General features: G+C 71.4%; 12 protein-coding genes. All 12 read left to right on the top strand.

Annotation, left to right across the window (positions count from 1 at the left end):
* Positions 1-5 precede the first annotated feature (5 nt).
* Positions 6-368, top strand: a complete 363-nt coding sequence (locus ACGF2Y_RS09235; protein WP_392944475.1) for a DUF6167 family protein — start codon at positions 6-8, stop codon at positions 366-368.
* Complete coding sequence (gene alaS, locus ACGF2Y_RS09230) at positions 368-3,037, top strand: alanine--tRNA ligase (protein WP_392944473.1); 2,670 nt, start codon at positions 368-370, stop codon at positions 3,035-3,037. The genes ACGF2Y_RS09235 and alaS overlap by 1 nt, the downstream gene beginning before the upstream one ends.
* 8 nt (positions 3,038-3,045) lie before the next feature.
* Positions 3,046-3,519 carry a Holliday junction resolvase RuvX gene (gene ruvX, locus ACGF2Y_RS09225; protein WP_392944753.1) on the top strand — a complete coding sequence of 158 codons (474 nt, stop codon included), beginning with the start codon at positions 3,046-3,048 and terminating at the stop codon, positions 3,517-3,519.
* 101 nt (positions 3,520-3,620) lie between these two features.
* A complete protein-coding gene (mltG, locus tag ACGF2Y_RS09220) occupies positions 3,621-5,438 on the top strand; it encodes an endolytic transglycosylase MltG (protein WP_392944471.1) in 1,818 nt (605 codons plus the stop codon).
* Positions 5,425-6,258 (top strand): shikimate dehydrogenase, encoded by an 834-nt coding sequence (locus tag ACGF2Y_RS09215; RefSeq protein WP_392944469.1) that lies wholly within the window; start codon positions 5,425-5,427, stop codon positions 6,256-6,258. The genes mltG and ACGF2Y_RS09215 overlap by 14 nt, the downstream gene beginning before the upstream one ends.
* A 132-nt stretch (positions 6,259-6,390) precedes the next feature.
* Positions 6,391-7,575 (top strand): chorismate synthase, encoded by a 1,185-nt coding sequence (gene aroC, locus ACGF2Y_RS09210; protein WP_392944467.1) that lies wholly within the window; start codon positions 6,391-6,393, stop codon positions 7,573-7,575.
* Positions 7,572-9,209 (top strand): 3-dehydroquinate synthase, encoded by a 1,638-nt coding sequence (gene aroB, locus ACGF2Y_RS09205; protein WP_392944465.1) that lies wholly within the window; start codon positions 7,572-7,574, stop codon positions 9,207-9,209. The genes aroC and aroB overlap by 4 nt, the downstream gene beginning before the upstream one ends.
* Positions 9,206-9,646: a type II 3-dehydroquinate dehydratase gene (locus tag ACGF2Y_RS09200; RefSeq protein ID WP_392944463.1), complete on the top strand. Its 441-nt coding sequence runs from the start codon at positions 9,206-9,208 to the stop codon at positions 9,644-9,646. The genes aroB and ACGF2Y_RS09200 overlap by 4 nt, the downstream gene beginning before the upstream one ends.
* A gap of 216 nt (positions 9,647-9,862) precedes the next feature.
* A complete protein-coding gene (locus ACGF2Y_RS09195) occupies positions 9,863-10,792 on the top strand; it encodes a Pro-rich N-terminal domain-containing protein (RefSeq protein WP_392944461.1) in 930 nt (309 codons plus the stop codon).
* A gap of 122 nt (positions 10,793-10,914) precedes the next feature.
* Complete coding sequence (locus ACGF2Y_RS09190) at positions 10,915-12,021, top strand: M24 family metallopeptidase (RefSeq protein ID WP_392944459.1); 1,107 nt, start codon at positions 10,915-10,917, stop codon at positions 12,019-12,021.
* Positions 12,022-12,071: 50 nt separating this feature from the next.
* Positions 12,072-12,638, top strand: coding sequence for an elongation factor P (gene efp, locus ACGF2Y_RS09185; RefSeq protein ID WP_392944457.1), 567 nt, complete (start codon positions 12,072-12,074; stop codon positions 12,636-12,638).
* Positions 12,639-12,640: 2 nt separating this feature from the next.
* Positions 12,641-13,072 (top strand): transcription antitermination factor NusB, encoded by a 432-nt coding sequence (gene nusB, locus ACGF2Y_RS09180; protein WP_007453233.1) that lies wholly within the window; start codon positions 12,641-12,643, stop codon positions 13,070-13,072.
* Positions 13,073-13,107 lie beyond the last annotated feature (35 nt).

Here is a 13,107-nt window from a genome sequence, read left to right as displayed (position 1 = left end):
GAGCGATGTTCCGCCGCACGTTCTGGTTCACCGCCGGCGCAGCCGCCGGTGTGTGGGCCACCACCAAGGTCAACCGCAAGCTCAAGCAGCTGACCCCCGAAAGCCTCGCGGCGCAGGCCGCGGACAAGGCGGTCGAGGCCGGTCACAAGCTCAAGGACTTCGCCCTCGACGTACGTGAGGGCATGGTCCGGCGCGAAGCCGAACTGGGCGGCGCCCTGGGCCTGGAAGCGCCGGTGAACCCCGACCTTCCCGTACAGCGGCACTTCGCCGTCGAAGCGGCCCGGCCGCCCGCGAGCGCGACCGCGTACCGCAAGCTCCCCTCCCACACGAACCACGACAACCCGAACAACCGGAATGAGGACCACTGATGGAGTCGGCTGAAATCCGCCGCCGCTGGCTGAGCTTCTTCGAGGAGCGCGGTCACACCGCCGTGCCTTCGGCGTCGCTCATCGCGGACGACCCGACTCTGCTGCTGGTCCCCGCGGGCATGGTCCCCTTCAAGCCGTACTTCCTCGGCGAGGTCAAGCCGCCCGCCCCGCGCGTCACCAGCGTCCAGAAGTGCGTGCGCACGCCGGACATCGAAGAGGTCGGCAAGACCACCCGCCACGGCACCTTCTTCCAGATGTGCGGCAACTTCTCCTTCGGGGACTACTTCAAGGAAGGCGCCATCCAGCTCGCCTGGGATGCGCTGACCAACTCCGTCGAGGACGGCGGCTACGGCCTCGACCCCGAGAAGCTCTGGATCACGGTCTACCTCGACGACGACGAGGCCGAGCAGATCTGGCGCGACAAGATCGGCGTTCCCGCCGAGCGCATCCAGCGCCTGGGCAAGAAGGACAACTTCTGGTCCATGGGCGTCCCCGGACCCTGCGGCCCGTGCTCGGAGATCAACTACGACCGCGGCCCCGAGTTCGGCGTCGAGGGCGGCCCGGCCGTCAACGACGAGCGCTACGTGGAGATCTGGAACCTGGTCTTCATGCAGTACGAGCGCGGCGCCGGCGACGGCAAGGAGGACTTCCCGATCCTCGGGGACCTGCCGTCGAAGAACATCGACACCGGTCTCGGTCTCGAACGCCTCGCCATGATCCTGCAGGGCGTACAGAACATGTACGAGACCGACACCCTGCGCGTCGTCATGGACCAGGCCACCGAGCTGACCGGCGTGCGCTACGGCGCCGAGCAGGGAACGGACGTCTCGCTCCGCGTCGTCGCCGACCACATCCGTACGTCGGTGATGCTCATCGGCGACGGCGTCACCCCCGGCAACGAGGGCCGCGGTTATGTGCTGCGCCGTATCATGCGCCGCGCCATCCGCAACATGCGTCTCATGGGCGCCACCGGCTCGGTCGTCAAGAACCTGGTCGACGTCGTGATCGACACGATGGGCCTGCAGTACCCGGAGCTGATCACCGACCGCAAGCGCATCGAGACGGTCGCGCTCGCCGAGGAGGCCGCCTTCCTCAAGGCCCTCAAGGGCGGCACCAACATCCTGGAGACCGCCGTCACCGAGACCAAGGCCGCCGGCGGCCAGGTCCTCGCCGGCGACAAGGCGTTCCTGCTCCACGACACCTGGGGCTTCCCGATCGACCTCACCCTGGAGATGGCCGCCGAGCAGGGGCTGGCCGTGGACGAGGACGGCTTCCGCCGCCTCATGCAGGAACAGCGCGACAAGGCCAAGGCCGACGCCCGCGCCAAGAAGACCGGTCACGCCGACCTGTCCGCCTACCGCGAGGTCGCCGACACCTCCGGCGCCACCGAGTTCACCGGCTACACCAGCACCGCCGGCGAGTCCACCGTCGTCGGCCTGCTGGTCGACGGCGTGCCCTCGCCCGCCGCCACCGAGGGCGACGAGGTCGAGGTCGTCCTCGACCGCACCCCCTTCTACGCCGAGGGCGGCGGCCAGCTCGCCGACACCGGCCGCATCCGGCTCGACACCGGCGCCGTGATCGAGATCCGCGACGTCCAGAAGCCGGTCCCCGGCGTCCACGTGCACAAGGGCGTCGTCCAGGTCGGCGAGGTGACGGTCGGAGCCTCCGTCTTCGCCTCCATCGACTCCACCCGCCGCCGCGCCATCGCCCGCGCCCACAGCGCCACGCACCTCACGCACCAGGCGCTGCGCGACGCTCTCGGCCCGACTGCCGCCCAGGCCGGTTCGGAGAACTCCCCGGGCCGCTTCCGCTTCGACTTCGGCTCGCCCGCCGCCGTCCCCGGCACGGTCCTCACCGACGTCGAGCAGCGGATCAACGAGGTCCTCTCGCGGGAACTCGACGTCCAGGCCGAGGTCATGTCCATCGACGAGGCCAAGAAGCAGGGCGCCATCGCCGAGTTCGGCGAGAAGTACGGCGAGCGGGTCCGCGTCGTCACCATCGGCGACTTCTCCAAGGAGCTGTGCGGCGGCACCCACGTCCACAACACCGCCCAGCTCGGCCTGGTGAAACTGCTCGGCGAGTCCTCCATCGGCTCCGGCGTACGCCGTATCGAGGCCCTGGTCGGCGTGGACGCCTACAACTTCCTCGCCAGGGAGCACACGGTCGTCGCCCAGCTCCAGGAGCTGGTCAAGGGCCGTCCCGAGGAGCTTCCCGAGAAGATCGCGGGCATGCTCGGCAAGCTGAAGGACGCCGAGAAGGAGATCGAGAAGTTCCGAGCGGAGAAGGTCCTGGCGGCCGCCGCCGGACTCGTCGAGTCCGCCAAGGACGTCCGCGGCGTCGCCCTGGTCACCGGCCAGGTCCCCGACGGCACCTCCGCCGACGACCTGCGCAAGCTGGTCCTGGACGTGCGCGGACGCATCCAGGGCGGCCGGCCGGCCGTCGTGGCCCTGTTCACCACGGCCAACGGCCGCCCGCTCACCGTCATCGCCACCAACGAGGCCGCCCGCGAGCGCGGTCTCAAGGCCGGTGACCTCGTCCGTACGGCCGCCAAGACCCTCGGCGGCGGTGGCGGCGGCAAGCCGGACGTCGCCCAGGGCGGCGGCACGGACCCGGCCGCCATCGGCGACGCCGTCGCCGCGGTCGAACGCCTCGTCACCGAGACGGCGTGACGAGCGCGATGACACGGATGCGCCGGGGCCGACGGCTCGCCGTCGACGTCGGGGACGCCCGGATCGGGGTCGCCTCGTGCGACCCCGACGGGATCCTGGCCACGCCGGTGGAGACCGTGCCGGGACGCGACGTCCCGGCCGCCCACCGGCGGCTCCGCCGACTCGTGGAAGAGTACGAGCCGATCGAGGTCATCCTCGGCCTGCCGCGCTCCCTCGGCGGCGGCGAGGGCCCCGCGGCCGCCAAGGTCCGGGAGTTCGCGCAGGTGTTCGCCCGCTCGATCGCACCCGTTCCGGTACGACTGGTGGACGAGAGGATGACCACGGTGACGGCCGCTCAGGGGATGCGCGCCTCGGGCGTGAAGTCCAAGAAGGGCCGGTCCGTCATCGACCAGGCTGCCGCTGTGGTGATCCTTCAGAACGCTCTGGAGTCCGAACGGGCGTCAGGTAATCCCCCGGGTGAGGGCGTCGAAGTGGTTGTCTGATCGCGATACGGTAACGTTCCGCGCGATGCGGCGGTGATTCGAACAAACACCGCACAGCGAAGCGAAGAGACGGAACCTCGTCTCGCGGCTCTAGGGGATCGATGACTGAGTATGGCCGGGGCCCCGGCTCCGAACCGTGGCATCCCGAGGACCCCTTGTACGGGGACCAGGGATGGGGAGGCCGGCAGGCCGCCCACGGCCAGGGTCAGTACGGCGACCAGCAGCAGCCCTATCCGCAGGACCCGTACGCCCAGCAGCACCAGCAGCACCAGAACCATCAGCAGCACCAGAGCCACCAGCAGTACCCGCAGCAGCCGTACGACCAGCAGTCACAGCAGCATCAGCAGTACGACCAGCAGGCGCAACAGCATCAGCAGTACGACCAGCAGCCGTACGGACAGCAGTCGCAGAACCACCAGCAGCAGTACGGCACGCCCCAGCAGGACCCGTACGCCCAGCAGCCGGGTGCCCAGCCGCAGTACAACGGCGGCTGGGACACCGGGCAGCAGACCGCCATGCCGTACGGGGCCGAGCCCCAGGACCCGTATGCACAGCAGCCCGGCGGCTACGACGCATCGCAGGACTACTACGGCACCCCCGAGGCCTACCCTCCGCCGCAGCCCCCGGGCCGCCGCGACGCCGCGCCCGCACAGCAGCCGGAGCCGCAGCAGCAGCCGACGGACTGGGACCTGGACCAGCCGCAGGAGGAGACGCACCCCTTCTTCACCGGCGCGGACGAACCGGCCGGCCGCGAGCCGCGCGACGACGATGACCCGGACGACGACGGATCGCGCGCCTCGCGCCGCGACCGCGGCGGCAGCGACCGCAGGGGCGGCAAGGGCAAGAAGAAGAGCCGTAGCGGCCTGGCCTGCCTGGTGCTCTCCGTCGTCCTGCTCGGCGGCCTCGGCGGAGTCAGCTATGTCGGCTACAGCTTCTGGAAGAATCAGTTCGGCGCTCCGGCCGACTACGCGGGGGCGGGCTCCGGCGAGGTCGAGGTCGAGATCCCCGAAGGTTCGCTCGGCTACGACATCGCCAACATCCTGCGCAAGAAGGGCGTCATCAAATCCTCCGACGCCTTCGTCGCGGCGCAGAACGACAACCCCAAGGGCAAGCTGCTCCAGGCCGGCGTCTATCTCCTGAAGAAGGAGATGTCCGCTGCCAGCGCGATCGAGCTGATGCTCGATCCCAAGAGCATGAACGCGTTCGTGATCCCTGAGGGGACCCGTAACTCGAAAATCTACGAGATGATCGACAAGCGGCTCCAGCTCAAGGAAGGCACAACGGCCGACATCGCCAAGACCAAGGCGGAAAGTCTCGGCCTGCCGGACTGGGTGGACGACAACCCGGATGTGAAGGACCCGCTGGAGGGCTTCCTGTACCCGGCCGCCTATCCGGTCGCCAAGGGATCGAAGCCCGAGGACGCGCTGAAGCGGATGGTCGCGCGGGCCAACAAGGAGTACGGCAAGCTCGACCTCGAAGCCGCGGCCAAGAAGCACAAGCTCGACGGGCCGTGGCAGGTGATCACGGTGGCGAGTCTGGTCCAGGCGGAGGGCAAGACGCATGAGGACTTCCGGAAGATGACCGAGGTCATCTACAACCGCCTCAAGCCTTCCAACACGGAGACCAACCAGCTCCTCCAGTTCGACTCGGCGCTGAACTACCTCAAGAACCAGAGCAACATCAAGATCAGCGAAGCCGAGACCCAGGAGAGCGAGGACCCGTACAACACGTACAGGAAGCGGGGCCTCACTCCGGGTCCCATCAGCAACCCGGGCGCCGACGCCCTGGGTGCGGCCCTCAACCCCACGACGGAGGGCTGGCTGTATTTCGTCGCCACCGACGGGAAGCACAAGACGGAGTTCGCCAAGACCTACGACGAGCACCTCAGGCTGAAGAAGAAGTTCGATGCCCTCGACTGAGAAGCGCCGCGCCGCCGTCCTCGGCTCGCCCATCGCCCACTCCCTCTCCCCGGTCCTGCACCGCGCCGCGTACGCCGAACTCGGCCTCGACGACTGGTCCTACGACCGGTTCGAGGTCGACGAGGCGGCGCTGCCCGGGTTCATCGAAGGGCTGGACTCCACCTGGGCCGGCCTGTCGCTGACCATGCCGCTCAAGCGGGCGGTCATCCCGCTGCTCGACGAGGTCAGTGCGACGGCCGCCTCCGTGGAGGCCGTCAACACGGTCGTGTTCACGGAGGACGGCCGCCTGGTCGGCGACAACACCGATATTCCCGGCATGATCGCCGCTCTGCGTGAACGCGGCGTCGACAAGGTCGAGTCCGCCGCGGTGCTCGGAGCCGGTGCCACCGCCTCCTCCGCGCTGGCCGCGCTCGCGGCGATCTGTGCCGGACCGGTCACCGCCCATGTGCGCGGCCCCGAGCGCGCGGCCGAGATGCGCGCGTGGGGGGAGCGGCTCGGCGTCGACGTCGTGATCGCCGACTGGGCGGACGCGGCAGCGGCACTGAGCGCGCCACTGGTCATCGCCACCACCCCGGCGGGCGCCACCGACGCGCTGGCCGGATCCGTGCCGAAAACCCCGGGCATCCTCTTCGACGTGCTGTACGAGCCGTGGCCCACCGCGCTCGCCGCCGCCTGGACGGCGCACGGCGGGTCGGTGGTCGGCGGGCTCGACCTCCTCGTGCACCAGGCCCTGCTCCAGGTCGAGCAGATGACCGGCCGGATCCCAGGGCCGCTGGCCGCCATGCGGCAGGCCGGGGAAGCCGCGCTCGCGGCCCGCTGACGGGCCCGGGGCGTCCGTCTGCTGGACCGGCGGCCGGATCGCGCCCCCGGTCGTGGGAGGATCAAGGCGGCGGGCCAGGGCCGCGCACCCGGTGGCGCCGTTGGATTTCAGGCGCGAGCATGAGGAGCACCGTTGAGCAGGTTGCGCTGGCTGACCGCGGGGGAGTCGCACGGACCCGCACTGGTGGCGACGCTGGAGGGCCTTCCCGCCGGAGTCCCGGTCACCACGGAGATGGTGGCGGAGGCACTGGCACGGCGACGGCTCGGTTACGGCCGCGGTGCGCGGATGAAGTTCGAGAAGGACGAGGTCACCTTCCTCGGCGGCGTACGCCACGGGCTCACCATGGGCTCCCCGGTCGCCGTCATGGTCGGCAACACCGAGTGGCCCAAGTGGGAGCAGGTCATGTCGGCCGACCCGGTCGACCCCGACGAGCTGGCGAAGCTCGCCCGCAACGCCCCGCTGACCCGCCCCCGGCCCGGCCACGCCGACCTCGCGGGGATGCAGAAGTACGGCTTCGACGAGGCCCGGCCGGTCCTGGAGCGCGCCAGCGCCCGGGAGACCGCCGCGCGCGTCGCCCTCGGGGCCGTCGCCCGCTCCTACCTCAAGGAGACCGCGGGCATCGAGATCGTCAGCCATGTCGTCGAGCTGGCCGCCGCGAAGGCGCCGTACGGCGTCCTTCCGGTCCCCGCCGACGTGGAGAAGCTGGACGCCGACCCGGTCCGCTGCCTGGACGCCGACGCGTCCAAGGCGATGGTGGCCGAGATCGACCAGGCCCACAAGGACGGCGACACCCTCGGCGGGGTCGTCGAGGTGCTGGCGTACGGCGTGCCCGTCGGGCTCGGCTCGCACGTGCACTGGGACCGGCGCCTGGACGCCCGGCTCGCCGCCGCGCTCATGGGCATCCAGGCGATCAAGGGCGTCGAGGTCGGCGACGGCTTCGACCTGGCCCGGGTCCCCGGCTCGAAGGCGCACGACGAGATCGTCGCCACCGAGGACGGCATCAAGCGCACCTCCGGGCGCTCCGGCGGCACCGAGGGCGGGCTCACCACCGGCGAGCTGCTGCGCGTGCGCGCCGCGATGAAGCCCATCGCGACCGTGCCGCGCGCCCTGGCCACCGTGGACGTCACCACCGGCGAGGCCACCAAGGCCCACCACCAGCGCTCCGACGTCTGCGCCGTCCCGGCGGCGGGCATCGTCGCGGAGGCGATGGTCGCCCTCGTCCTGGCCGACGCGGTCGCGGAGAAGTTCGGCGGCGACAGCGTCCCCGAGACCCACCGCAACGTCCGGTCGTACCTCGACCACCTCCAGATCCGATGAGCGGCCCCCTGGTCGTCCTCGTCGGCCCGATGGGCGTCGGCAAGTCCACCGTCGGCGAACTGCTCGCCGCCCGGCTCGGCACCACCTACCGGGACACCGACGCGGACGTCGTCGCCGAGGCCGGCAAGCCGATCGCGGAGATCTTCTACGACGAGGGCGAGGAGCACTTCCGCGCCCTGGAGCGCCGGGCCGTCGAGGCGGCCGTCGCCGGGCACACGGGCGTCCTCTCGCTCGGCGGCGGCGCCGTCCTGGACCCGGCGACCAGACAGCTGCTGGCCGGCCGTCCGGTCGTCTACCTCTCCATGGACGTGGACGAGGCCGTCCGCCGCGTCGGTCTCGGCGCCGCCCGCCCGCTGCTCGCGGTCAACCCGCGCCGGCAGTGGCGCGAGCTGATGGACGCCCGGCGTCACCTCTACGAAGAGGTCGCCCGTACCGTCGTCGCCACCGACGAGAACACCCCCGAAGAGGTCGCCCAGGCGATCATCGACGCACTGGAACTGCCGGAGGGCTCAACGGCCCCCGGCGTGGAGAACACCGGTATGACGCAGCAGGGCCCCACCCGCATCCAGGTCGCAGGCTCCGCGGGCTCCGACCCGTACGAGGTCCTCGTCGGCCACCAGCTCCTGGGCGAGCTGCCCCAGCTGATCGGCGACCGTGCCCGGCGGGTCGCCGTGCTGCACCCCGAGGCCCTCGCCGAGACCGGTGAGGCGGTCCGCCAGGACCTCGCCGACCAGGGGTACGAGGCCATCGCCGTCCAGCTGCCGAACGCGGAGGAGGCCAAGACCGTCGAGGTCGCCGCCTACTGCTGGAAGGCGCTCGGCCAGACCGGCTTCACCCGCACCGACGTCATCGTCGGCATCGGCGGCGGCGCCACCACGGACGTCGCCGGGTTCGTCGCGGCCAGCTGGCTGCGCGGGGTCCGCTGGATCGCGATCCCGACCACTGTGCTCGGCATGGTCGACGCGGCCGTCGGCGGCAAGACCGGCATCAACACCGCCGAGGGCAAGAACCTCGTCGGCGCCTTCCACCCGCCCGCCGGGGTCCTCTGCGACCTCGCCGCGCTGGACTCGCTGCCGGTCAACGACTACGTCTCCGGCATGGCCGAGATCATCAAGGCCGGGTTCATCGCCGACCCGGTCATCCTCGACCTGGTCGAGGCCGACCCCGAGGGTGCGCGCACCCCGGCCGGGCCGCACACCTCCGAGCTGATCGAGCGGTCCATCCGGGTCAAGGCCGAGGTCGTCTCCAGCGACCTCAAGGAGTCCGGGCTCCGCGAGATCCTCAACTACGGCCACACCCTGGCCCACGCCATCGAGAAGAACGAGCGCTACAAGTGGCGGCACGGCGCGGCCGTCTCCATCGGCATGGTCTTCGCCGCCGAGCTGGGCCGGCTCGCCGGGCGCCTCGACGACGCCACCGCCGACCGGCACCGCAGCGTCCTCGCGTCGGTGGGCCTGCCGCTCGCCTACCGGGGCGACCAGTGGCCCAAGCTGCTGGAGAACATGAAGGTCGACAAGAAGTCGCGCGGCGACCTGCTGCGCTTCATCGTCCTGGACGGCATCGGCAGGCCCACGGTCCTGGAGGGCCCCGACCCGGCCGTGCTGCTCGCCGCCTACGGGGAGGTCTCCGCGTGACCCGCAGGGTCTTCGTCCTGAACGGCCCCAACCTCGGCCGGCTCGGCTCGCGCGAGCCCGACGTCTACGGGGCCACCTCCTACGCCGGACTCGTCGAGACCTGCACGACCCTCGGCGAGGAGCTCGGCTTCGACGTCGAGGTGCGGGAGACCAACGACGAGGGCCGGCTGATCCGCTGGCTCCACGAGGCGGCGGACGGATCGATCCCGGTCGTTCTCAACCCGGGTGCCTTCACGCACTACTCGTACGGCATGCGGGACGCGGCCGCCCAGCGCACCGCCCCGCTGATCGAGGTGCACATCTCCAACCCGTACACCCGCGAGGAGTTCCGGCACACCTCCGTGGTCGCCGCGGTGGCCACGGGCACGGTGGCCGGGTTCGGCATCGGCTCCTACCGGCTCGCCCTGCGCGCCCTGGCCGACGAACTGACCGACTGACCGACTGACCGACTGCCCGACGAACTGACTGACCGACGAACTGCCCGATCGGCCGACCACCGCTGACGGACTGAAACCGACGCGATTTCCCTCCGGCCTCCGGGCGGCCGGCGGGCACTTCGCGCCCTCCCGGGCCGTTCACCCCGTGACGGCCCGGGAAGGTACGGTGGCCGTCCCATCAGCGTCAGTCGCGGTTACGAGACGGAGTGGCACCGGATGCAGCACGCAGTGGGGGCCCCGCTGCCGCCGCCCCACGGACCCGGCATCGGGCACGTCGGACGGCCGTACCAGGCCCAGCACCCCGGCCACCCCGGCCCGCCCCCGATACCCCCGCCTCCCCCGGCCCCCGGCCAGGCCCCGGCTGCTCCGGCCCCCGGCCAGGCCCCGGCTGCTCCGGCCCCCGGGCAGGCTCCGCCTCAGGCCCAGGGCGGGACCCGGCAGCCTCCGGCCCCCGGCCGGGCCCCGCAGCCCGGCTGGAGCGGCACAGGACCCACCCCGCCGCCCGCCGGGCAGGTCACCGGACACATCCAGCTGCCGCCCGGCGGCCCCGTTCCGCTGCCCGCGCCCCCCGCCGAGCCCGGCACCGGCGGCGCGACGCTCGCCGTGCTGCTCATCGGCCCCGCCGGGGCGGGCAAGACCACCGTCGCCAAGCTCTGGGCGGCCCGCCGCCGGGTGCCCACCGCCCACGTCTCCCTCGACGACGTCCGCGAGTGGGTCCGCTCCGGGTTCGCCGACCCGCAGGCCGGCTGGAACGACCACTCCGAGGCCCAGTACCGCCTGGCCCGCCGCACCTGCGGCTTCGCCGCCCGTAACTTCCTCGCCAACGGCATCTCCTGCATCCTCGACGACGCCGTCTTCCCCGACCGCCCGGTCGTCGGTCTCGGCGGCTGGAAGCGCCACGTGGGCCCCGGCCTGCTGCCCGTGGTCCTGCTGCCCGGCCTGGAGATCGTCCTGGAGCGCAACGCCGCCCGCAGCGGCAACCGCAGGCTCTCCGACGAGGAGGTCGCCCGCATCCACGGCCGGATGGCCGGCTGGTACGGCTCCGGCCTCCCGATCATCGACAACTCCACCTACGACGTCGAGACCACCGCCCGCGTCCTGGACGACGTACTGGCCCGGTCGATAGCGAGCCCGCCCGCCTGGTAGCGGTGCCGCGAGTGCGCCCGCCGGGAGGCCCGCCCGGCGGGTAGCGGCCGCGTTCCGGCGTCCCGTCCCCGGTCGGGTGCGCTGACCGGGCGGGCCGCCGCCCCCGCTCGTACGCTCGAACCATGTCAGAGGTGCACGCCGTCCGACGCGGGCTGCTCCGCGACCGGTGCGCCGCCGCGGGTTCCGCGGCCGCCCTGGTCTCCCGCCCCGCCAACGTCCGCTATCTCGCGGGCGGAGCGCCTCCCGGCGCCGTGCTGCTGCTCGGCCCCGGCGAGGACGTTCTGCTCTGCCCCCGCGCCCCGATCGGTGAACCCGCCCACGGGCGGCCCGACGAGGCGCTCCGGATCGACCTCCTGCCTGTCCCGGACGGCGACCCGGTGATCGCCGCCGCGAGCCTCGCCGCCTCGTCGGGCGCGGGTCCGCTCGCCGTCGAGGAGCACGATCTGACCGTGGCCCGGCACCGTGCCATGGGAAAGGCCGCCCCGCGCCTGGAGCTGGCCGATCTGGGCTTCACCGTGGAGCAGCAGCGGATCGTCAAGGACGAGGAGGAGATCGGCTGTCTCCGGATCGCCGCCGAGATCACCGACCAGGCCCTCGGCGAACTCCTCGAATCGATCCTGGTAGGCCGCACCGAGCGGCACCTCGCCCTCGAACTGGAGCGCCGCCTGGTCGACCACGGGGCGGACGGCCCCGCCTTCGCCACCACCGTGGCCACCGGCCCCAACTCCGGCCAGGGACGCCACCGGCCCTCGGACCGCAGGGTGGAGGAGGGAGATTTCCTCTCCGTCCGCCTGGGCGCGAGCTACCACGGCTACCGCTGCGAGATCGGCCGGACCTTCGTCATCGGGACCGCCCCCGCCGAGTGGCAGATCGAGCTCTACGACCTCGTTTTCGCCGCTCAGCGGGCCGGCCGGGAAGCCCTGGCACCGGGGGCCGCCTACCGTGACGTGGACGGTGCCGCCCGGCATCTTCTGGAGTCCGCGGGGCACGGAGAGGGCCTTCAGCCGAGGACCGGGCACGGCGTGGGGCTCGAAATCGAGGAGGACCCGCAACTGGCACCGACAGCCATGGGTAAACTGGACGCTTGTGTGCCGGTCACCGTCGAACCGGGGGTTCACCTCCCGGGCCGGGGCGGTGTCCGGATCGATGACACGCTCGTCGTGCGCCCCGAGGCGGACGGCGGACCCGAGCTACTCACCATGACGACCAAGGAGCTGCTCGCGCTCTAGCGCGCATCCTCGGTCGTTCCACCAGCTTCAGTCCAGGAGATTCCGCAACCGTGGCTTCCACGAACGACCTCAAGAACGGCCTGGTGCTCAAGCTCGACGGAGGCCAGCTCTGGTCCGTCGTCGAGTTCCAGCACGTCAAGCCCGGCAAGGGCCCCGCCTTCGTGCGCACCAAGCTCAAGAACGTGCTCTCCGGCAAGGTCGTCGACAAGACGTTCAACGCCGGTGTGAAGGTCGAGACGGCCACCATTGACCGCCGCGACATGCAGTTCTCGTACATGGACGGCGAGTACTTCGTCTTCATGGACATGGACACGTACGACCAGCTCATGGTCGACCGCAAGGCCGTCGGCGACGCCGCCAACTTCCTGATCGAGGGCTTCACCGCCTCCGTCGCCCAGCACGAGGGCGAGGTGCTCTACGTCGAGCTGCCGGCCGCGGTCGAGCTGACGATCCAGGAGACCAACCCCGGCGTCCAGGGCGACCGCTCCACCGGCGGCACCAAGCCCGCCACCCTGGAGACCGGCTACGAGATCGGCGTGCCGCTCTTCATCACCACCGGCGAGAAGATCAAGGTCGACACCCGTACGGGCGACTACCTCGGCCGGGTGAACAGCTAACCGTGGCTGCCCGGAACAAGGCCCGCAAGCGCGCCTTCCAGATCCTCTTCGAGGCCGACCAGCGCGGTGAGTCCGTGCAGAGCGTCCTCGCGGACTGGGTTCGGCTCTCGCGGACCGACGACCGTCAGCCGCCGGTCGGCGAATTCACGATGGAGCTCGTCGAGGGGTACGCGCAGTACGCGGACCGGATCGACGACCTCATCGTCACCTACGCCGTGGACTGGGAGATCGACCGCATGCCGGTCGTCGACCGGAGCATCCTGCGGCTCGGTGCGTACGAACTGATCTGGATGGACGAGACCCCGGACGCCGTGGTGATCGACGAGGCCGTTCAGCTCGCCAAGGAGTTCTCCACCGATGACTCCCCGTCCTTCGTGAACGGCCTGCTGGCCCGTTTCAAGGACCTCAAGCCGAACCTCCGCCGGGAGCAGTAGCCCGGCCGCGACGGTTCGGTCGCGCACACATCCCG

Origin of the sequence: Streptomyces sp. NPDC048142 (genome assembly GCF_043202835.1) — a bacterium.
Classification (GTDB): domain Bacteria; phylum Actinomycetota; class Actinomycetes; order Streptomycetales; family Streptomycetaceae; genus Streptomyces.
The sequence above is the reverse complement of the archived record's forward strand: the minus strand, read 5'-3'. Positions and strand labels throughout refer to the sequence as shown.

What these genes read in the sequence shown, in the direction of transcription:
- aroB (WP_392944465.1), top strand. Translation starts at nt 7,572, where the DNA reads ATGAGCGGCCCCCTGGTCGTCCTCGTCGGCCCGATGGGCGTCGGCAAG.
- ACGF2Y_RS09215 (WP_392944469.1), top strand. Translation starts at nt 5,425, where the DNA reads ATGCCCTCGACTGAGAAGCGCCGCGCCGCCGTCCTCGGCTCGCCCATC.
- ACGF2Y_RS09235 (WP_392944475.1), top strand. Translation starts at nt 6, where the DNA reads ATGTTCCGCCGCACGTTCTGGTTCACCGCCGGCGCAGCCGCCGGTGTG.
- ruvX (WP_392944753.1), top strand. Translation starts at nt 3,046, where the DNA reads ATGACACGGATGCGCCGGGGCCGACGGCTCGCCGTCGACGTCGGGGAC.
- mltG (WP_392944471.1), top strand. Translation starts at nt 3,621, where the DNA reads ATGACTGAGTATGGCCGGGGCCCCGGCTCCGAACCGTGGCATCCCGAG.
- alaS (WP_392944473.1), top strand. Translation starts at nt 368, where the DNA reads ATGGAGTCGGCTGAAATCCGCCGCCGCTGGCTGAGCTTCTTCGAGGAG.
- ACGF2Y_RS09190 (WP_392944459.1), top strand. Translation starts at nt 10,915, where the DNA reads ATGTCAGAGGTGCACGCCGTCCGACGCGGGCTGCTCCGCGACCGGTGC.
- ACGF2Y_RS09195 (WP_392944461.1), top strand. Translation starts at nt 9,863, where the DNA reads ATGCAGCACGCAGTGGGGGCCCCGCTGCCGCCGCCCCACGGACCCGGC.